Below are 18,963 nucleotides of genomic sequence, written 5' to 3'. Positions count from 1 at the left end.
TTAACAACTCCATGCGGCGGCTTATCTTCCCCGCAACTTCTCAATCAGAGGTGAAAGCAGGGACGACTTTTGCTTCTTGGTCTCGCTGCGGCCGGTCAGGCGCTGGGCGATCTGCAGGAACATCTCGATCGACTTGTGGTTGGCGGAGATCTCCGCGATCATCTGGCCGTTGTTGGCCGCCGAGCCGAAGATCTGCGGTTCGAACGGGATCGAGACGACCGGCTGGCTCTCGATTGCCTTGGCGAACTCCGCGGCGGCGATCTCGGGCCGTTTCGGCACGCCGACCTGGTTCAGGCAGTAGAGCGGCGGCCGGTCGTTGGGGCGCGCGGCCTTCAACAGATCGAACAGGTTCTTGGTATTGCGCAGATTGGCGAGGTCGGGCGCGGCCACGATCAGGATGTCGTCCGCCCCGATCAAGGCCCGCTTGGTCCAGCCCGACCATTGATGCGGAACGTCGAGCACGATGCAGGGCATGGTGGAGCGCAGCGTGTCGAATACGGCATCGAAAGCGTCAGTGCCGAAATCATAAACCCGGTCGAGCGTCGCAGGCGCTGCCAGCAGGCTGAGATGGTCGGTGCATTTTGACAGCAGGCGGTCGATGAACGCGGTGTCGACGCGGTCAGGCGAGAACACGGCGTCGGCGATACCCTGCGGCGGATCCTGGTTGTAGTCGAGCCCGGCCGTGCCGAAGGCGAGGTCGAGATCGGCGACGACGGCGTCCATCGCGAGGTCTCGCGCGATCGCCCACGCGACGTTGTGCGAGATTGTCGAAGCCCCGACGCCACCCTTGGCTCCGACCACGGCGATGATGCGGCCGACTGCCTTGGCTTCGGGGGCCGAGAACAGGTTGCAGATCGAGCGTACGACGTCGATCGCGCCGACCGGCGCTAGCACGTAATCGCTGACGCCGCGGCGCACCAGCTCGCGATAGAGCGTGACGTCGTTGATGCGGCCGATCACCACCACGCGGGTGCCGGCATCGCAGACAGTGGCGAGCTGGTCGAGTCCGCCCAGCAGGTCGTTGCGACCGTCGCTCTCGAGCACGATCACGTTCGGCGTGGGAGCCGAGCGGTAGGCTTCGATCGCGGCCGCCATGCCGCCCATCTGGATCTTCAGGTGAGCCTTGCCGAGACGGCGATCCTCGCCGGCCGACTGCACCGCGGCGGCCGTCTCCACGGTTTCGCAGAAGGCCTGAACCGAGACGCGCGGCGCGGGCGCAATATGCTCCTCGACCGGCGGAGGAGCTGCTGCCGGCTGCTCTTCGTGTGTCTGGCGCGCGTAACTGATCATTTGCCGGTGTCGCTGAGTTTGGCCCTGTCGGCCTCGGGATAGGTGGTCGCCGTCGTCGTTCCCTTGCGATACTTCTCGAACCCGGTGATGCGCCGCGGCGTGTATGACGGAGTTTCGGGCCGCGGCTGCTCAAGATCCGACGGATTGTCGACCATGGCCGCGAGGTTGCGCTGATAAGCGCAGCCGTAATTGTAGTAGTCCTTGTTCTCGAACCAGCGCTTGTTCTTCATCGAGGGTCCGATGTCTTCCGGCCACAGGCCGCAGGGACCGGCGACTGCGGCAATCCTGGAATAGGTGAGCCGGATCGGGGGGAGGAAGCGCTTGTCTTGCGGCTGGTAGGGGTGAAGGCTGACGCCGCGCGGCGGAACGCCTGCCGCCGCCAGCATCGCCTGGATCTCACGCATCGTATCGGCGACCGGGCGAGCATTGGGCGTATTGGAAGGCACGTCGATGCGAATCGCGCCGGTGCCTTCTTGCAACCACGCCGATGCCACGCCCATCACGTCAGCGCGTTGGGCCGCGGTTAATCCGCCGCGGGCATGACCCACGAAGACGACGATCGAGCGATTCTGCTCCTCGACCGCGATCGGATGGCGCTGCTTGTAGTCGTCGGGAATGGACGCCGTGAGGACTTCGTCGTGCTGGCAGCCCCCGACCGCGAGCGCGAGGCCGATGAGCGCGCCACCGAGGCTGATGGCGCGCTTGCGAAGCTGGGGTGGTCTCGTGATCATCGTGAAATCCCCGTTCCGCCTCAGTCGGTAATGAAGCCGTAGGTGCCGCGGTAGTTCTTGGCCGCTTCGGTCCGGCCCGGCACGCCGTAGATCCGGTTGATATTGCCGATCAGCTGCGCCTGCGGATCCGCAGGCGGGGCGAAGCCGTCATCCGGCCGCGACAGGTCCTTCGGCGCCACCGCGCGGACCACATAGGGCGTCACGATCACGACCAACTCGGTTGCATTGTTGACGAAGTCGCGGCTGCGGAACAGCGTGCCGAGGATCGGGAGCTGCATCAGCCCCGGCATTCCGTTGACAGCTTGCTTGGTCTGCTGCTGGATCAGGCCGGCCATCGCCATCGCGCCGCCGGACGGAATTTCCAGCGAAGTCTCTGCGCGGCGTGTCTTGATTGAGGGGACCGTCAGCGAGTTGACCGTGTTCGAGGTCACCGCCTGCGACAGCGTGATCGCATTCTCATTGGACAGTTCGGAGACCTCGGTCATCACCCGCAAGCTGATCTTGCCTTCGCTCAGGACCACAGGCGTAAAGTTGAGTGAGATGCCGAACTTCTTGAAGCTGATCTGAGTGGTACAGACGCGTGTGACGGGATCGCACGAATAACCTGCGGGCACCGGAAATTCGCCGCCGGCGAGAAAGGTGGCGGACTCTCCGGAGATCGCGGTCAGGTTCGGCTCGGCAAGCGTCCTGATCACGCCCGCGCTCTCCATCGCACGCAGGGTCGCCTGCACCGAAGGCGTCGCGCCGAAACTCGCAGTGAGATTGTTGCCATCCACCAGATTACGGCCGAGGGCCGTGAACGGGTTGGAGTTGCTGAAGCTCACCACCGATGTGCCGTAGTTGAGGTTGGCGGTGAGGTCGATACCGAGCTGCTTGACGATCGTACGCGCGACTTCGGCAACGGTCACCTTGAGCATGACTTGGTCGCGGCCGCGCACCACGATCGAGTTCACCACCTTGTCGACGCCGCCGGCCAGGCGCGCAGCGAGCTCGTTGGCCTGTTGCGCCTCCATAGGGTTGGCGGCCGTGCCGGACAGGACGATACCGTCGCCCAGGCCGTCGATCTGGATGTCTGAGTTGGGCAGAACCTGCTTCAGTGCGGCCCGCACGCCGTTGAGGTCGCGCTTCACCGCGATGTCGTAGGCCGCGATCTGCTGCCCGGCGGAATCGAAGAACACGATATTGGTCTGGCCGACCGCGGCGCCGATGATATAGGCGCGCTGTGCGGAGCGGACCACCGCATTGGCGATCTTGGGATCGGCGACCAGCACGTCCTTGATGTCGCGCGGCAGGTCGATCACGACCGACTTGCCGATGCCGAGCGAGAGGAAACGCGCGTTGATCTGGCCGTCCGCCGCGGCCTGCGGCACAGGGCGGTAATCGGCGGCGACCGCCGGGGCGATCGCCGGGTTGAGCGCCAGCGCGAGGGCGGCCGAAAACGACAGGGCGCGGACCAGTGAGGTCCGCATCGTCGCCGAATCTGCCCTGTATTTGATGTCGACTGTCTTCATCGTGCCTTAGCCGTCTGACTTGGAATGCCGTAGCGAATGATCGAGACACCGTCGCGCTTCTGCGCGGAGTCATCGAGCGTGATCTCGCTCATCTTGACGTCGACGATGCTGCGCAGCGCCAGCGACAGCGTGCCGCTCTGGCGCGCCGCGGAGAGCGTTGCGGTCTGCGCGGGATTGAGCTCGAGGGTGACGGTCTTGCCGATCACCGCGTTCTGCCCGTCCTTCTCCTTGGGTGCCTGGTCGATGGCCAGGACCCGGATATTGGCCAGGATGATCTCGGAGGTGACGATGTCGGGAGCGCCGCTGCTCTGATCCGGGTTCTTGAGCCGGCGGGTGAGCAGGACGTCGACGCGGTCGTTGGGCAGGATGAAGCCGCCCGCGCCGGTCTCCGGCGAGATCTCGGTCGAGATCGCCCGCATGCCGGTGGGCAGGATTGCCGCCATGAAGCCGGAACCTTCGGCCTTGACCAGCTTCTGGTCGCGGATCGGCTCGCCCTGGATGAAGGGCGCGCGCGCGATCGAGCCGGTCACCTGGGTCGCACCGTCGGGGCGCTCGTTGCGTCGGATGAAGGTGGCGCTGGCGGTCGCGGTCGGCCAGGTCTGCCATTGCACGTCTTCGGGCTTCACGGTCTGGCCGAGGCCGATGTCGTTCTTGGCCACGAGGACGTCGACGGTCGGCAGCTGTGCGACCGGAACCGGAGGCGGCGCAGAATTGTCGGAGCCGCTCGCCAGGTACGCGGCGACGCCGCCGGCGCAGATGGCGACCGTCAGGACGACAATGCGTGCCCTATTCATACGCTTCAACTTTCCAACAATACGCCGCGACGCTGCCGCCGCCGTGATCGGCAGTTGACCAGCTATTCGTCAAAGCATGGTTAATGAGGCGTATCTAAATCGCCTTAACGCCGGGTTTACCCGGAGCGTTCAGCGCAGCGCGAGGCGAGCGAGGTCGATCGCCTTCACCCATTCGGTCTCCGGGTAGACCATCAGCGCGCTCAGCGCGAGCGCTATGCCGTAGGGAATGCCGCTCTCCTTGGCGTGCAGCCGTGCGAGCCAGGCCTGTCCTGCCAGCCCGTAAGGCAGCGGCCATTGCCGGAACTGCAGCAGGAGCAGCGTCAGCGCGCCGCCGAACAGCGAGGCGTAGAGCAGGAAGTTCATCAGATGTGGGAAGCCGAACCAGAGCGCGACGGAGGCAGCGACCTTGGCGTCGCCGCCGCCCACCCAGCCCATGGCGAAGCAGGTGAAGGCCACGACCAGAACGAGCGCACCGGCGCCGACATGACTCAGCATCTCGTAAGGTGCCATGCCCCCGGCGAGGGCGAGCGCGAAGAAGCCCGCCACCAGCGCCAGCGATACGCGGTTCGAGATCGTCATCGTGAAGAGATCGCTCGCGGCGGCGAACGCCATCAGGGCCGGGAAGAGCAGAAGGCGCGCAAGGTCGAGAATCATGGGCTGCGTCTTGAGGCCTGGGTTTGTCGCGGGAGCTGCTTCGGGCGATGCTAGCGCGCGATGCTAAACAAACCGACAACGGCGGCACGGGCGCGCCCGGGCCTCGGCCGACGAACGCGCTTTCACCAGAAGCTGGCAATACGTGCGGCGAGCGCGACCGTCGCAACCAGCAGCGCAAGGCAGATCCAATAGACCGGCGAGCCGGCCTGCGCCGCTTCGGTCTCGTGGGCCGCGACCGCGGCATCGGTTCTGAACTCGTGCAACGCCACTGGAACTCGCCGTCTTCAGAAAAACAAACGCCCCGGAGGTCCGGGGCTTTTGCCGTCGTTCGTGGACCCGCTTACTTCAGCGAGGTGCTGATCGAGCTGAACTTGGCGTTCAGCGTGGTGCCGAGATTGTTGACGACGGTGATGATGGCCAGCGCGATGCCGGCGGCGATCAGGCCGTATTCGATGGCGGTGGCGCCGGATTCATCCTTCGCGAAACGCGCAATCAAGTTCTTCATGAACAAAACTCCGTCTGGGTGGGGACCGCCTCGTTCGGCGCTGTCGTTGACGCGACGACCATGAGAGCCGAGCTCTTTCGGGAGAGTTAATTCGACCGGGTAATCCCACGTCCGGCGCGATGCTTTTGCCCAGAGTGAATTTCGCCTTAAGACGGCACCTGCAAATTCGTTGCGGTTCCGGATGCGCCGCCAACGCGGCGCGTGCTTCACCCTCCCTTAAATTTCGCGGAGTAGGCCTTAAGCTACAGCGGAATTCGCGGAGAGAGGCGACGATGTCGAGCCTGCCCATGCAAGTCGCCTTGATGCTCGGCGAGACCATCGTCAAGGTGATCCCGGTCACCTTGGTGCTCGCGGCGGTCTTCACCGTGCTGGAGCATTTCTGGGCCTGCAATCCCGGCGCGCCGTGGTGGCGCAAGCGGGAGATCGTCACCGACATCTGCTACTGGTTCTTCGTTCCGGTGTTCGCCCGCACCATGCGGATCGGGCTGCTGGTTGTCGGCGCCAGCGTCGTCTTCAACATCCACGACGCCGACGAGCTCATCGCCTTTTACGACAATGGCCACGGTCCGCTGGCGCAGCTGCCGCTGTGGCTGCAGGCCGTGCTGTTCCTGGTGCTGTCCGATTTCATGCTGTACTGGCTGCATCGGCTTTTCCACGACGGCGGCTTCTGGAAATATCACGCCATCCATCATTCGTCGGAGGAGATCGGCTGGATCTCCGCGGCGCGCTTCCATCCGGTCAATCTCTTGCTCGGGACGATCAGCGTCGACGTCGTGCTGCTGATGGCAGGCATCTCCCCGAACGTCATGGTCTGGGTCGGCCCGTTCACCACCTTCCACTCGGCCTTTGTGCACGCCAACCTGAACTGGACTTTCGGACCGTTCAAATACGTGCTGGCGACGCCGGTCTTCCATCGCTGGCACCACACCTCGCTCGAAGAGGGCGGCGACACCAATTTCGCCGGAACGTTCCCGATCTGGGACGTGCTGTTCGGCACCTTCCGCATGCCGGAGGGCAGGCTGCCACAGGATTACGGCAAGGACGAAGCGGCCATGCCCAAGGAGATCGGGGGCCAGCTCGCCTATCCGTTCCGGCACTAAAGCATAATCCGAAAAAGTGCGAAGCAGTTTTCCGGAAAGATCATGCGTAAACAACAACCTAAAGCGCGATGACGATTCATCCAAAACTCATCGCGCTTTAGGGGCGAGCCCGCAAATGTCCGTCCGTTCAAACAATACTCGGCGAGTTTGCGGAACGTTCACGAATTAAAGGCAGGTTAGCCGGGTCGGGCACCGGCTCCGCTGTATTCGGTCGCTTCTGCCGGTCTGTGACGTCCCGGGGGTAAGAGTATGCGTAAAGAAATGCTGCGCCGTCATGTGCGCGTCTGTGTACTGGTTGCCGCTGCGGTGCTGGCCTCGCCGGCCGCCGGCCTTGCCGAGCCAGTCGCCGATACCATCGCCGTCAATGTCGACCAGGCCAAGCTGGTGCGGCTGCCCGGCAAGGTGGCGACCATCGTGGTCGGCAATCCCCTGATCGCCGACGTCACGCTCCAGCCCGGCGGCATGATCGTCGTGACCGGAAAGGGCTACGGGGCCACCAACTTCATCGCGCTCGACCGCGGCGGCGAGATTCTGGTGGACCGCCAGATCCAGGTCGAAGGTCCGAGCGACCGGCTCGTCACCGTCTATCGCGGGGTCGAGCGGGAGTCCTACAGTTGCGTGCCGCTTTGCCAGCGCCGCGTGACGCTCGGCGACAGCGACACCTATTTCAACAACGCGATGAGCCAGGCCGGTACGCTGAGCAGCAGCGCCAGCGGAGGTGCGGGTGCCGGCGCGGCTGCCAAGCCAAACTAGCCCACGGGCGGGCCCCGATCCCGCCAAGCCGCTCGATTCGAGGGCGGCACCTCGTTGCATGCCGTGCTTCCTCCCGCTTGCGGGCGCTGGTTAACGCGGTGTTAACGGCGCGGTCCGCCGGAAGCGGATCGTCTGAAACACTTAGACAATCAGTTTCCGCTATTGAACGGGCAGATGATCGCCGGCCGCTGGGGAATTTGACGAGATGCCATCGCCTGCACCTACGAGGTTCACGCTCCGGAAAGCGCTGCTCCGGTTTCGCGGCAACCGCCGCGGCTCCGCAGCCGTCGAATTTGCGCTGGTCGCACCGATGTTCTTCGCGCTGCTGTTCGCGATCCTCGAGACGGCGCTCATGTTCTTCTCCAGCCAGGTGCTCGAGACCATCGCGCAGGACTCCGCGCGCGCGATTCTAACCGGCCAGGCTCAGGCGCAGGGCGGCTCGGTGGCGGCCTGCCAGTCCGCGCCCAACACAGTCGCTGCATGCGATCAGACGACGTTCAAGACCTTCGTCTGCAGCAAGATTCCGGCGCTGTTCGATTGCAGCAAGCTGTACGTCGACGTCGTCAGCACCAGCTCGTTCGGGACGCTCAGCCTCACCAATTTCGGCAATTCCTGCACCTTCAATCCCTCCGGCATGCAGTACAGTGCCGGAAGCTCCGGTCAGGTCGTCGTGGTGCGCCTGTTCTATCAATGGCCGCTCATCGTCACCGGCCTCGGCTACAACGCGGGATGCAGCAACAAGCGGCTGATGGTGGCGACGGTGGCGTTCAAGAACGAACCCTTCTGAGGCAGATGGATCTGGGCGGACCGATGCGGGCGATTGCGAACATCTGGAGGAATGCACGCGGCTCCGTGCGCGGCTTCGTCGCCGACAAGCGCGCCCTGGCGGCGACCGAATTCGCGATCATCGTACCGCTGATGCTGGTGATGTTCTTCGGCACTGTCGAATTTTCGTCCGCCGTGGCGATCGACCGCAAAATCACGTTGATCGCGCGGACATTGTCCGATTTGACCTCGCAGTCGACGACGCTCAACGATGCCGGCATGAAGGATACGTTCACGGCAAGCATCTCCGTCGTCATGCCTTACGACGCTGCGCTCGTGAAGGGCACGATCTCCCAGATCTACATCGACGCCAACAGCATCGCCAAGGTCCAGTGGAGCAGGGCCGGCACGATTGCGAGCGGCGCGACGCAAGCCACGCTTGCGACCTCGGCTCGGAACGCCGGCGACACGGTCACCACGATGATTCCCCCGGCACTCTTGATTCCGTCGAGCTATCTCATCCTGAGCGAAGCCAACTACACTTACACGCCGACCATCGGCTACGTGTTGAAGTCGAGTGTAACCCTGAGCGATCTCTCCTACACGCGGCCGCGTCAGGTCACCTGCGTGCCCTACAACAACGTGCCGTCGACGTGTTGAGATCTGTCAGCCGCCCGTGACATGAAAAAGGCCGTGCGTTGCGCACGGCCTTTTTGCTTTGGCTCGCTGATCGGGCCGGCGCCCGGCGGGCTCAGCCCGCAGCGCGCAGGTTGTCCGCCGCAGACTTGCCGGAACGGCGGTCGGCCACGATCTCGTAGGAGATCTTCTGGCCCTCGCGGAGCGAGCCGAGGCCGGCGCGCTCCACGGCGCTGATGTGAACGAACACGTCCTGGCCGCCATCGTCGGGCTGAATGAAGCCATAGCCCTTGGTTGCGTTAAACCACTTCACGGTTCCCATGCTCACGGGGGTAGTCCCTCTCAGATAACACTATGTCGGAGCCCGCTCGCGCGGGCAGGGTTAGATCGAATTTCTGGAAGGGTCGTCAGCGTGTCTGAACCGGCTGTACCGGTGGATGCCAATGTCGTCCGGCCGAAAATCGATTAATTCATTTTATCGGAAGCAACGGTTCGAAACAATCCGGACGCGCACGATTTTTTGATCCGCCGTGATGTCACGGCGGATCACCTGACAGATCGGAATTCGAACCCGCGCCGCAGCCGACTAGCGGCGGCGGAATTGGCCGCCGCGCTGTCCGGGACGGGGCGGTCCGCCCGGCGTGCTGGGACGTTCGTCCTTGTGGCGGAAAATCAGCCGGCCCTTCTCGAGGTCATAGGGCGACATCTCCACCGTCACGCGGTCGCCCGCGAGCGTCTTGATGCGGTTCTTCTTCATCTTGCCGGCGGTATAGGCAACGATCTCGTGTCCGGCGTCGAGCTGCACGCGGTAGCGGGCATCGGGGAGGATTTCGGTGACCAGTCCTTCGAACTGGATCAGCTCTTCCTTAGCCATTGATATCTCCAGGTCGTGGACGGCTAGTGCGAATAGGGTTTGCGGTTCGGTTGGCTGTTTGGCCGACTCTGGCGGCGCAAAAAGGCAACGCCTTGTATCCCATCAGGGGTCCCGGCGCTATGCGCGGAACGCTGTTCCGGACGGTCGACAGGCGATGAATGCATCTTACCACCGGAGCGGCGGCGGCGAGAACCCTTGGGGGCATTCGGGCCACTGCCGGGCCGTCCGTCCGCATGCCTTGCCTCGGCGTGGCGTCCCTCACCGTGCCTGCCGTCGCCTTGCTTGCCGGCACTATGGTGGCGCCCGTCGGCATGCCGTTCGTCGGCGCGACGTCCGTCACCGTGGCGTGCGCCTTGCGGGCGCTGGCCCGGACGACCGCCCGGCCGGCCCTGTCGTTGCTGCGACGGGGCGGGACCGGCATCGCGGCGGCCGGCGTCGGTGCGGTGGTCCTCCCGCGGCAGGGCGACGCGAATCAGCCGCTCGATGTCGCGCAGATAGCCGAGCTCCTCGCCGCCCGCGACCAGCGAGATTGCGGTGCCGTCGGCTCCGGCGCGCGCGGTGCGGCCGATGCGGTGGACGTAGGTCTCCGGCACGTTCGGCAGGTCGAAGTTGATGACGTGACTGATGCCGTCGACGTCGATGCCGCGGGCGGCGATGTCGGTGGCGACCAGGGTGCGGATCTCTCCCGAGCGGAACTGGGCCAGCGTGCGCTCGCGATGGTTCTGCGACTTGTTGCCGTGGATGGCGTTGGCGGCGATCCCGGCCTTGGTCAGCGTCTTCACCACCTTGTCGGCGCCGTGCTTGGTGCGGGTGAAGACCAGCGCGCGGTTGATCGCCTCGTCCTGCAGCAGCTTGGTCAGGAAGGCCGGCTTGGCCGCGAAGTCGACCTGCAGGATGCGCTGGTTGATCCGCTCGGCGGTCGAGGACACCGGGGTCACCGCGACACGGGCGGGGTCGCGCAACATGGAATCGGCGAGCTCGGCGATGTCCTTCGGCATGGTGGCCGAGAAGAACAGGGTCTGCCGCTTGATCGGCAGCTTGGCGACGATTTTGCGGATGTCGTTGATGAAGCCCATGTCGAGCATGCGGTCGGCTTCGTCGAGCACGAGGAACTCGACGCTTGAAAGCTTCAAGCCGTTGCTCTGCACGAGGTCGAGCAGGCGGCCGGGGGTGGCGACCAGCACGTCGACGCCCTGCATCAGCGCACGGACCTGGCGGCCCATCGGCACGCCGCCGATCGCGAGCGTCGAGGACAGGCGGATGTGGCGGCCGTAGGCGTTGAAGCTGTCGAGGATCTGCCCGGACAGCTCGCGGGTCGGCGACAGCACCAGCACGCGGGCGGTCTTGGGCTGCGGCTTGATGCGGTTCTCGAGCAGACGATGCAGGATCGGCAGCGCGAAGGACGCGGTCTTGCCGGTACCGGTCTGGGCGATGCCGACGACGTCGCGGCCCGTCAATGCCAGCGGGATGGTTTGGGCCTGGATCGGAGTGGGGGTGACGTAATTCTCTTCACGAAGAGCGCGCGCGATGGGTTCGGCGAGGCCGAAGTCCTGAAACGAAGTCAAAAGAGGGGTTCTTTCCATGTCAAAAGCGAACGCCCGGCGCATCAGCGCGGCGCGCGCAAAAGGGTGTCGAGAAGACACCTGCGTGTTTGGGGTGTCGGATGGCTTGGATGATATGGGGCAAGCCAGAGGCCCGTAGAGGGCTTAAGAACACGCGGCTCGCTACGACCCCTTGATTCGCAAGAGGTCTCGGACGCTCATATGGAACATCGAGGGGGCGCTTTCAAGGCACTTGCCTCCAAAACAGCGGGTGCGGTGCAAAAATACTGCTGCCAGAAATTTAGCCAGCGTTAGCGATTTGCTTAGAAAGTAGTCTGACTGCCGCTTTCGCATACATTTATGTTGCCTATGATTTAGGCTGCAAGTCTGCGGAGAAACTTCAATTTCTGGCAATTAGTTTTGCAAATTCAATAAGTTGATGGGTGCCCAGCCCATGGCATGGTTCTTGCGATTCCGTTAACCGCAGGCGGCCGTGGGGCCGTTTCGCAGCGTTTTTCACGTCTGCGTCAGGGAGATGAGGCACTCATGTTTAACAAATCCACTCACGATATAGCGGCGTCATTTAGCCGCCGCGGCGTGCTCGCTGCGACCGCCGGACTGATGCTCGGTCTGGCTTCATTGACTGGCGCAAAGGCCGCCGACGACACCATCAAGGTGGGTGTACTCCACTCCCTGTCCGGCACCATGGCAATCAGCGAAACCACGCTGAAGGACACCATCCTCTTCCTGATCGACGAGCAGAACAAGAAGGGCGGCGTGCTCGGCAAGAAGCTGGAAGCCGTCGTCGTCGATCCCGCATCGAACTGGCCGCTGTTCGCCGAAAAGGCGCGCGAGCTGATCACCAAGAACAAGGTCTCGGTCGTGTTCGGCTGCTGGACCTCGGTGTCGCGTAAGTCGGTGCTCCCGGTGTTCAAGGAGCTCAACAGCATCCTGTTCTACCCCGTGCAATACGAGGGTGAGGAGAGCGAGCGTAACGTGTTCTACACGGGGGCTGCGCCGAACCAGCAGGCGATCCCTGCCGTCGACTACCTCATGAAGGACGAGAAGGTGAAGCGCTGGGTGCTCGCGGGCACCGACTACGTCTATCCGCGCACCACCAACAAGATCCTGGAGGCCTATCTGAAGTCCAAGGGCGTCGCCCAGGAAGACATCATGATCAACTACACGCCGTTCGGTCATTCCGACTGGCAGACGATCGTGGCCGACATCAAGAAGTTCGGCTCGGCCGGCAAGAAGACCGCGGTGGTCTCGACCATCAACGGCGACGCCAACGTTCCCTTCTACAAAGAGCTCGGCAACCAGGGCATCAAGGCCAAGGACATCCCCGTGGTGGCGTTCTCGGTGGGTGAGGAAGAGCTCGCCGGCATCGACACCAAGCCGCTGGTCGGCCACCTCGCCGCCTGGAACTACTTCCAGTCGATCAAGTCGCCGGAGAACGAGAAGTTCATCAAGGCGTGGCAGGCCTACACCAAGAATCCGAAGCGCGTGACCAACGATCCGATGGAAGCGCACGTGATCGGCTTCGACATGTGGGTCAAGGCGGTCGAGAAGGTGAAGTCGACCGATCCCGACAAGGTCATCGACGCTCTCCCGGGCATCGAAGCCAAGAACCTGACCGGCGGCACCTCCAAGATGCTCCCGAACCACCATATCACCAAGCCGGTGTTCATCGGCGAGATCAAGGGCAACGGCCAGTTCGACGTGGTCTGGAAGACCCCGAGCCTCGTCCCCGGCGACGCCTGGTCGAAGGAGCTCGACGGCTCCAAGGACCTGATCGGCGACTGGGTCGGCAAGAAGTGCGGTAACTTCAACACCAAGTCCAACAAGTGCCTCGGCTCGGGCTCCTGATCCCGATCTGACGCTCCATTGCAAGACCGGAGAGGGCGGCGATCCCGCCGCCTTCTCCACTCATTTCTGCCGGGGTCATTCACAGTGCCAGCCCATTTGTCCGCTCGTCTCTGTTCGCTTGCACTCTCGTTGTTCCTGATTGCGTTCGCGCTGCCGGCCTTCGCCGGTCCGTTCGAGGATGCGGTCGCCAAATTCGCCAACGATGATTTTTCCGACACGGAAGAGGCGATCGGTGTGATCGCGGGCAGCGGCAGCAAGCTGGCTTTTCCGATCATCAATGCGCTTCAGGACGGTCGCCTCATGGCCGATCCCGATAGTAAGAAGGTCTACGTCACCGATGCGGACGGCAAGTCGATCGACGCTGCGACCGGCGAGGCCGTTGCCAGCGTTCCCGACAGTGCGAGCGCGGTTCGCCTCAACAACCGCCTGCGCCGCAGCGTCGACGCCGCACTCGGGAGCCTGACGCTGCAGTCTCCGGATCTGGGAACGCGCCTGCAAGCCGCGCAGTCCGTCTTCAAGTCGCACGAGGAGACCGCGCTCGAGGCGGTCGATGCCGCGCTTGCCAAGGAAGCCAACAAATCCGTCAAGGCGGCGCTCACTGAGGCCCGAGCCGCGATCCTGCTGTTCAAGTCCGACGCCACCGAGGTCGAGAAGCTCGAAGCGGTCGCAACCCTCAAGGCGCGGGGCGACCAGGATGCGCTGGCGCTGCTCACCGGCATGGGCGACCAGCCGGCCTCGGTCACCAAGGCCGCCGCGAGCGCGATCGGCTCGATCCAGAATTCGCTCGCGGTCTGGTCGATGGTGCAGAATGCCTGGTACGGCCTCTCGCTCGGCTCGGTGCTGCTGCTCGCCGCGATCGGGCTCGCCATCACATTCGGCGTGATGGGCGTCATCAACATGGCGCACGGCGAGATGGTGATGATCGGGGCCTACACCACCTTCGTGGTCCAGGAGGTGATCCGCACCCGCTATCCCGGCCTGTTCGACTATTCGCTCTTGATCGCCGTGCCGCTCGCCTTCCTCGTCGCCGGCGCGATCGGCGTCTTGATCGAGCGCAGCATCATCCGCTTCCTCTATGGCCGCCCGCTCGAGACGCTGCTCGCGACCTGGGGCCTATCGCTGGTGCTGCAGCAGGCGGTACGCACCATGTTCGGCCCGACCAATCGCGAGGTCGGCAACCCCTCCTGGATGAGCGGCGCTTTCGAGCTCGGCCAGATCACCATCACCTATAACCGGCTCTGGATCCTTCTCTTCACGCTCGCCGTGTTCGCGATCCTGCTCGCGATGCTGCGCTACACCGCGCTGGGCCTCGAAATGCGCGCCGTGACGCAGAACCGCCGCATGGCGGCTTCCATGGGCATCGCCACCTCGCGCGTCGACGCGCTGACCTTCGGCCTCGGTTCGGGCATTGCCGGCATCGCCGGCGTCGCGCTGTCGCAGATCGACAATGTCAGCCCCAATCTCGGCCAGAGCTACATCATCGACAGCTTCATGGTCGTGGTGTTCGGCGGGGTCGGTAATCTCTGGGGCACGCTGGTCGGCGCCTTCACGCTCGGCATCGCCAACAAGTTCCTGGAGCCGGTCGCCGGTGCCGTGCTCGGCAAGATCGCCATCCTGGTCCTCATCATCCTTTTCATTCAAAAGCGGCCGCGCGGCCTGTTCGCGCTCAAGGGCCGTGCGGTGGAAGCATGACCCCTCACATGCTGACGCGATCGCTGGACCGCAGCGCGACGATCTTCCTTGCCGTCGTCGCGGCCTGCGGCATCCTCATTCCGCTCTCCAACCTGCTGCTTCCCGCGGGCTCGATCCTGCAGGTGCCGACCTATCTCGTCGCGCTCTGGGGCAAGTATGTCTGCTACGCCATCCTGGCGCTGTCGATCGACCTGATCTGGGGCTATTGCGGGATCCTCTCGCTCGGACACGGCGCCTTCTTCGCGCTCGGCGGCTACGCCATGGGCATGTACCTGATGCGGCAGATCGGCACCCGCGGCGTCTACGGCAATCCGATCCTGCCGGATTTCATGGTGTTCCTGAACTGGGAGAAGCTGCCCTGGTACTGGTACGGCTTCGACATGTTCTGGTTCGCGGCGCTGATGGTGCTGGTCGTACCGGGCCTGCTCGCCTTCTGCTTCGGCTGGCTCGCCTTCCGCTCACGTGTCACCGGCGTTTATCTGTCGATCATCACGCAGGCGATGACCTACGCGCTGCTGCTCGCCTTCTTCCGCAACGACTTTGGTTTCGGCGGCAATAACGGCCTGACCGACTTCAAGGACATCCTGGGCTTCAACGTCCAGGCGGAGGGGACGCGCGCCGCGTTGTTCGCGCTGAGCTGTCTGGCGCTGATCATCGGCTTCCTGATCTGCCGCGCCATCGTCTCCTCCAAGCTCGGCAAGGTCTTGATTGCCGTGCGCGACGCGGAATCGCGCACGCGCTTCCTCGGCTACCGCGTCGAATCCTACAAGCTGTTCGTGTTCACGGTGTCGGCCTGCATGGCCGGCGTTGCCGGCGCGCTCTACGTGCCGCAGGTCGGCATCATCAACCCGAGCGAATTCGCGCCGGGCAATTCGATCGAGGCGGTGATCTGGGTCGCGGTCGGCGGCCGCGGCACGCTGGTCGGCGCGGCGCTCGGCGCCGTCGTCGTCAACTACGCCAAGACGTTCTTCACCTCGGGCGTGCTCGCGCCGTACTGGCTGTTCATGCTGGGCGCATTGTTCATCCTGGTGACGCTGCTGCTGCCCAAGGGCATCGTCGGCACCTTCAATGCCTGGTGGGATCAGTCGAAGGAAAAACGCACCCCCGCGACTTCCGTGAGCGCTGCGGCCGAAGACGGCGTCACCGAACCCAAGATGGCGGAGTAAGCGGTCATGAACGTCATGGACACCCGCGCGACCTCCGCGATGCTCTATCTGGATGGCGTGCACGTCTCCTTCGACGGCTTCCACGCCATCAACAATCTGTCGCTGACGCTCGAGCCCGGCGAGATGCGCGCCATCATCGGCCCGAACGGCGCCGGCAAGACCACGATGATGGACATCATCACCGGCAAGACCAAGCCGGATGAAGGCACCGTGCTGTTCGACGGCGTCACCGACCTGACGCGGCTCGACGAGACCCGCATCGCCGAGCTCGGCATCGGCCGCAAATTCCAGAAGCCGACGGTGTTCGAGAGCCAGACCGTGCAGGACAACCTCCTGCTGGCGCTCAATGTCGACCACTCGGTTCGCGGCACGCTGTTCTGGCGCGGCAGCAAGGCGGAGTCCGAACGCATCGACAAGGTGCTGGAGACGATCCGCCTCACCGAGGCTCGCAATCGTCTCGCCGGCAGCCTCAGCCATGGCCAGAAGCAATGGCTGGAGATCGGCATGCTGCTGGCGCAAGACCCGAAACTGCTGCTGGTCGACGAGCCCGTCGCGGGAATGACCGACGTCGAGACGCATCTCACCGCCGAGCTGCTGAAGGAAATCAACAAGACCCACACCGTCATGGTGGTCGAGCACGACATGACCTTCGTGCGCGAGCTCGGCGTCAAGGTCACCTGCCTGCACGAAGGCACGGTGCTCGCGGAAGGGACCATCGACCAGGTCTCGTCCAACGAGAGGGTCATCGAAGTGTATTTGGGAAGGTAGCGAATGGCGAATGGGGAATGGCGAATGGACTGGCCGCTTCTCCTATTCGCTACTCGCCATTCGCTATTCGCCCGCAAAGGTGTTTCCGATGCTTGAAGTGAAAGACATCAACCTGTTTTACGGTGCTGCCCAGGCGCTGCGCGGCGTCTCGATCTCGGCCGAGCCCGGCAAGGTCACGTGCGTGCTCGGACGTAACGGCGTCGGCAAGACCTCGCTCCTGCGCGCGATAGTCGGGCAATATCCGATCTCGTCGGGCGCAATCGTGTTCGACGGCAGCGATATCACCGGCCTCAAGCCGTACGAGCGGGCGCGCAAGGGCATCGGCTTCGTGCCGCAGGGCCGCGAGATCTTCCCGTTGCTGACAGTCGAGGAGAACCTCAAGACCGGCTTCGGTCCGCTCAAGCGCGAGGACAAGCACATTCCGGACGACGTGTTCTCGCTGTTTCCGGTGCTGCAATCCATGCTGGGCCGGCGCGGCGGCGACCTCTCCGGCGGCCAGCAGCAGCAGCTCGCGATCGGCCGCGCGCTGGTGATGCGGCCAAAACTACTTTTGCTCGACGAGCCCACCGAAGGCATCCAGCCCTCGATCATCAAGGACATCGGCCGCGCCATCTCGTACCTGCGCAATCTCGGCAACATCGCCATTGTGCTGGTCGAACAATATCTCGACTTTGCCTGCGAACTCGGCGACAGTTTCGCGGTGATGGATCGCGGCGCAGTGAAGTTCACCTGCGACCGCTCCAATCTCGATCCGGCCGAGATCAGCCGCCAGATGGCGCTGTAGGCCATTCTGCCGCGACCGGCTGGGGGAGGCGGATGCGCAGCGAATTGTCAGTCACATCCACCGTGTTTGAGGCAAACCGTGCCCGCGGCGCGGTGCGCTTCGACGTGCATGCGCGCGACGGCGTGACGCGGCGCGGCGCCTTGCATGAATCCGGTTCGCTCCGCGTCCGCTTTCCCTCCCCGGAAGATCAGGGTCTGTCCGGCGTGTTCGTCAACACGGCGGGCGGAGTTGCCGGCGGCGATCGCTTCGACATCGAGATAGCGGCGGCGGATGCAGCGCGGCTGACGCTGACCACAGCGGCCGCCGAAAAGGTCTATCGCACCCCCGGAGCGGCAGCGCAGCTCAACATCGCCTTGAAGGTCGGGGCGGGCGCGCATCTTGCCTGGCTGCCGCAGGAGACGATTCTGTTCGACCGTGCCCGCGTGCAGCGCCGCTTCGACATCGGCCTCGACGAGGCGGCCTCGCTCCTGCTCTGCGAGACCGTCGTGTTCGGCCGGACCGCCATGGGCGAGCGGATGGAGCAGGGCGAGTTCGTCGACCGCTGGCGGCTACGCCGCGGCGGGCGGCTGGTGTTCGCCGAGACGGTCCGGCTCGACGGCGATATCGGTGCCAAGCTCGGCCGGTCCGCCGTCGCCAAAGGTGGCGCGGCGATCGGCACAGCCCTGATCGTGCCCGGCGACGAAGCCTTGGTCGAGCGCATCCGGGAGGCGTCGGAATCGTTCTCCGGCGAAGTCGGAATCTCGGCCTGGAATGGCTTTGCAATGGCGCGGTTCTGTGCCCAAGATGCGGCGCGTTTGCGTACCGACATGATGACGGTGCTGGCGCGCACCGGTGCGGCCCTGCCGCGGCTCTGGCTGAACTAGACTGGTTGAATTGACGTGTTGAACGGAAGAGATATCGCATGAATCTGTCTCCCCGCGAAAAGGACAAGCTTCTGATCTCGATGGCGGCGATCGTGGCCCGCCGCCGGCTGGACCGCGGCGTCAAGCTCAACCATCCCGAGGCGATCGCGATCATCTCCGATTTCATTCTGGAAGGCGCGCGCGACGGCCGCACCGTCGCCGAGCTGATGCAGTCAGGCGCGCAAGTTCTGACCCGCGACCAGGTGATGCCGGGCATTCCCGAGATGATCCACGACATCCAGGTCGAGGCAACTTTTCCTGATGGCACCAAGCTCGTCACCGTGCACGAGCCGATCAGGTAGGAGCAGAGCATGATCCCCGGCGAACTCTTCATCCAGGACGGCGAGATCGAGCTCAATGCCGGCCGCAAGACCGTGACGCTGACGGTCGCCAATACCGGCGACCGCCCGATCCAGGTTGGCTCGCACTACCATTTCTTCGAGACCAACCCCGCGCTGAAGTTCGACCGCAAGAAGGCGCGCGGCATGCGCCTCGACATCGCCGCCGGCACCGCCGTCCGCTTCGAGCCCGGCCAGACCCGCGACGTCCAGCTCGTCGCCATGGCGGGGAAGAAGACGATCTACGGCTTCCGCGGCGATGTGATGGGGAAGCTGTGACCTCCGCAGGA

General features: G+C 64.1%; 22 protein-coding genes. 12 read left to right on the top strand and 10 right to left on the bottom strand.

The features are described from left to right. Nucleotides 1-21: 21 nt before the first annotated feature. The 7 genes from N2605_RS29905 to N2605_RS29875 all read right to left on the bottom strand — a co-directional run bounded on the left by N2605_RS29905 (nucleotide 22) and on the right by N2605_RS29875 (nucleotide 5,485). Nucleotides 22-1,290, bottom strand: coding sequence for a CpaE/TadZ family protein (locus N2605_RS29905; protein ID WP_035998070.1), 1,269 nt, complete (start codon nucleotides 1,288-1,290; stop codon nucleotides 22-24). Next, nucleotides 1,287-2,021, bottom strand: coding sequence for a CpaD family pilus assembly protein (locus N2605_RS29900; protein WP_035998073.1), 735 nt, complete (start codon nucleotides 2,019-2,021; stop codon nucleotides 1,287-1,289). The genes N2605_RS29905 and N2605_RS29900 overlap by 4 nt, the downstream gene beginning before the upstream one ends. A 20-nt stretch (nucleotides 2,022-2,041) precedes the next feature. Continuing rightward, nucleotides 2,042-3,532, bottom strand: coding sequence for a type II and III secretion system protein family protein (locus tag N2605_RS29895; RefSeq protein WP_085971991.1), 1,491 nt, complete (start codon nucleotides 3,530-3,532; stop codon nucleotides 2,042-2,044). Beyond that, a complete protein-coding gene (gene cpaB / locus N2605_RS29890; RefSeq protein WP_036021604.1) occupies nucleotides 3,529-4,326 on the bottom strand; it encodes a Flp pilus assembly protein CpaB in 798 nt (265 codons plus the stop codon). Before cpaB ends, N2605_RS29895 begins: the two co-directional genes overlap by 4 nt. A gap of 129 nt (nucleotides 4,327-4,455) precedes the next feature. Beyond that, complete coding sequence (locus tag N2605_RS29885) at nucleotides 4,456-4,980, bottom strand: A24 family peptidase (protein WP_036021607.1); 525 nt, start codon at nucleotides 4,978-4,980, stop codon at nucleotides 4,456-4,458. 122 nt (nucleotides 4,981-5,102) lie between these two features. After that, nucleotides 5,103-5,243, bottom strand: a complete 141-nt coding sequence (locus tag N2605_RS29880; protein ID WP_162131143.1) for a hypothetical protein — start codon at nucleotides 5,241-5,243, stop codon at nucleotides 5,103-5,105. Nucleotides 5,244-5,320: 77 nt separating this feature from the next. Next, on the bottom strand, nucleotides 5,321-5,485 hold the full coding sequence (locus N2605_RS29875) for a Flp family type IVb pilin (RefSeq protein WP_025033956.1): 165 nt from the start codon (nucleotides 5,483-5,485) through the stop codon (nucleotides 5,321-5,323). A gap of 272 nt (nucleotides 5,486-5,757) precedes the next feature. Between N2605_RS29875 and N2605_RS29870 the strand changes: the two genes are divergently transcribed. The 4 genes from N2605_RS29870 (at nucleotide 5,758) to N2605_RS29855 (ending at nucleotide 8,763) form a co-directional block, all read left to right on the top strand. Continuing rightward, entirely contained in the window at nucleotides 5,758-6,585 is an 828-nt protein-coding gene (locus N2605_RS29870) for a sterol desaturase family protein (RefSeq protein ID WP_036036840.1), read from the top strand. 249 nt (nucleotides 6,586-6,834) lie between these two features. Further along, entirely contained in the window at nucleotides 6,835-7,338 is a 504-nt protein-coding gene (locus N2605_RS29865) for a pilus assembly protein N-terminal domain-containing protein (protein ID WP_057028157.1), read from the top strand. 205 nt (nucleotides 7,339-7,543) lie between these two features. Beyond that, nucleotides 7,544-8,125 (top strand): TadE/TadG family type IV pilus assembly protein, encoded by a 582-nt coding sequence (locus N2605_RS29860; protein WP_036021610.1) that lies wholly within the window; start codon nucleotides 7,544-7,546, stop codon nucleotides 8,123-8,125. Between the two features lie 23 nt (nucleotides 8,126-8,148). Continuing rightward, nucleotides 8,149-8,763: a TadE/TadG family type IV pilus assembly protein gene (locus tag N2605_RS29855; protein WP_036036873.1), complete on the top strand. Its 615-nt coding sequence runs from the start codon at nucleotides 8,149-8,151 to the stop codon at nucleotides 8,761-8,763. Between the two features lie 91 nt (nucleotides 8,764-8,854). Here the strand turns inward: N2605_RS29855 and N2605_RS29850 are convergent, their stop codons facing one another. The 3 genes from N2605_RS29850 to N2605_RS29840 form a co-directional block, all read right to left on the bottom strand. After that, complete coding sequence (locus N2605_RS29850) at nucleotides 8,855-9,067, bottom strand: cold-shock protein (RefSeq protein WP_035998097.1); 213 nt, start codon at nucleotides 9,065-9,067, stop codon at nucleotides 8,855-8,857. Nucleotides 9,068-9,325: 258 nt separating this feature from the next. Then, a complete protein-coding gene (gene infA / locus N2605_RS29845; RefSeq protein WP_035998101.1) occupies nucleotides 9,326-9,613 on the bottom strand; it encodes a translation initiation factor IF-1 in 288 nt (95 codons plus the stop codon). A gap of 23 nt (nucleotides 9,614-9,636) precedes the next feature. Beyond that, nucleotides 9,637-11,220 carry a DEAD/DEAH box helicase gene (locus tag N2605_RS29840; protein ID WP_260344339.1) on the bottom strand — a complete coding sequence of 528 codons (1,584 nt, stop codon included), beginning with the start codon at nucleotides 11,218-11,220 and terminating at the stop codon, nucleotides 9,637-9,639. 480 nt (nucleotides 11,221-11,700) lie between these two features. On the opposite strand from N2605_RS29840, the gene urtA reads away from it, so the two are divergent. From urtA to N2605_RS29800, 8 genes are all read left to right on the top strand, one after another. Continuing rightward, on the top strand, nucleotides 11,701-13,023 hold the full coding sequence (gene urtA / locus N2605_RS29835) for an urea ABC transporter substrate-binding protein (protein ID WP_035998103.1): 1,323 nt from the start codon (nucleotides 11,701-11,703) through the stop codon (nucleotides 13,021-13,023). Between the two features lie 84 nt (nucleotides 13,024-13,107). Further along, nucleotides 13,108-14,715 carry an urea ABC transporter permease subunit UrtB gene (gene urtB / locus N2605_RS29830; protein ID WP_035998106.1) on the top strand — a complete coding sequence of 536 codons (1,608 nt, stop codon included), beginning with the start codon at nucleotides 13,108-13,110 and terminating at the stop codon, nucleotides 14,713-14,715. After that, the gene (gene urtC / locus N2605_RS29825) at nucleotides 14,712-15,881 is read left to right on the top strand and encodes an urea ABC transporter permease subunit UrtC (RefSeq protein ID WP_225183117.1); all 1,170 of its coding nucleotides are present in this window, start codon (nucleotides 14,712-14,714) and stop codon (nucleotides 15,879-15,881) included. The genes urtB and urtC overlap by 4 nt, the downstream gene beginning before the upstream one ends. Before the next feature lie 6 nt (nucleotides 15,882-15,887). Further along, nucleotides 15,888-16,649, top strand: coding sequence for an urea ABC transporter ATP-binding protein UrtD (gene urtD / locus N2605_RS29820; protein WP_018646608.1), 762 nt, complete (start codon nucleotides 15,888-15,890; stop codon nucleotides 16,647-16,649). An 88-nt stretch (nucleotides 16,650-16,737) separates the two neighbouring features. Next, the gene (urtE, locus tag N2605_RS29815) at nucleotides 16,738-17,433 is read left to right on the top strand and encodes an urea ABC transporter ATP-binding subunit UrtE (protein ID WP_260344333.1); all 696 of its coding nucleotides are present in this window, start codon (nucleotides 16,738-16,740) and stop codon (nucleotides 17,431-17,433) included. Nucleotides 17,434-17,477: 44 nt separating this feature from the next. Further along, entirely contained in the window at nucleotides 17,478-18,296 is an 819-nt protein-coding gene (locus N2605_RS29810) for an urease accessory protein UreD (protein WP_425248825.1), read from the top strand. Between the two features lie 38 nt (nucleotides 18,297-18,334). Next, nucleotides 18,335-18,637, top strand: coding sequence for an urease subunit gamma (locus tag N2605_RS29805; RefSeq protein WP_007605424.1), 303 nt, complete (start codon nucleotides 18,335-18,337; stop codon nucleotides 18,635-18,637). Nucleotides 18,638-18,646: 9 nt separating this feature from the next. Continuing rightward, nucleotides 18,647-18,952: an urease subunit beta gene (locus N2605_RS29800; protein WP_026202067.1), complete on the top strand. Its 306-nt coding sequence runs from the start codon at nucleotides 18,647-18,649 to the stop codon at nucleotides 18,950-18,952. Nucleotides 18,953-18,963 lie beyond the last annotated feature (11 nt).

This window comes from Bradyrhizobium yuanmingense (assembly GCF_025200905.1).
In the GTDB taxonomy this organism is placed as follows: domain Bacteria; phylum Pseudomonadota; class Alphaproteobacteria; order Rhizobiales; family Xanthobacteraceae; genus Bradyrhizobium; species Bradyrhizobium yuanmingense.
The sequence above is the reverse complement of the archived record's forward strand: the minus strand, read 5'-3'. Positions and strand labels throughout refer to the sequence as shown.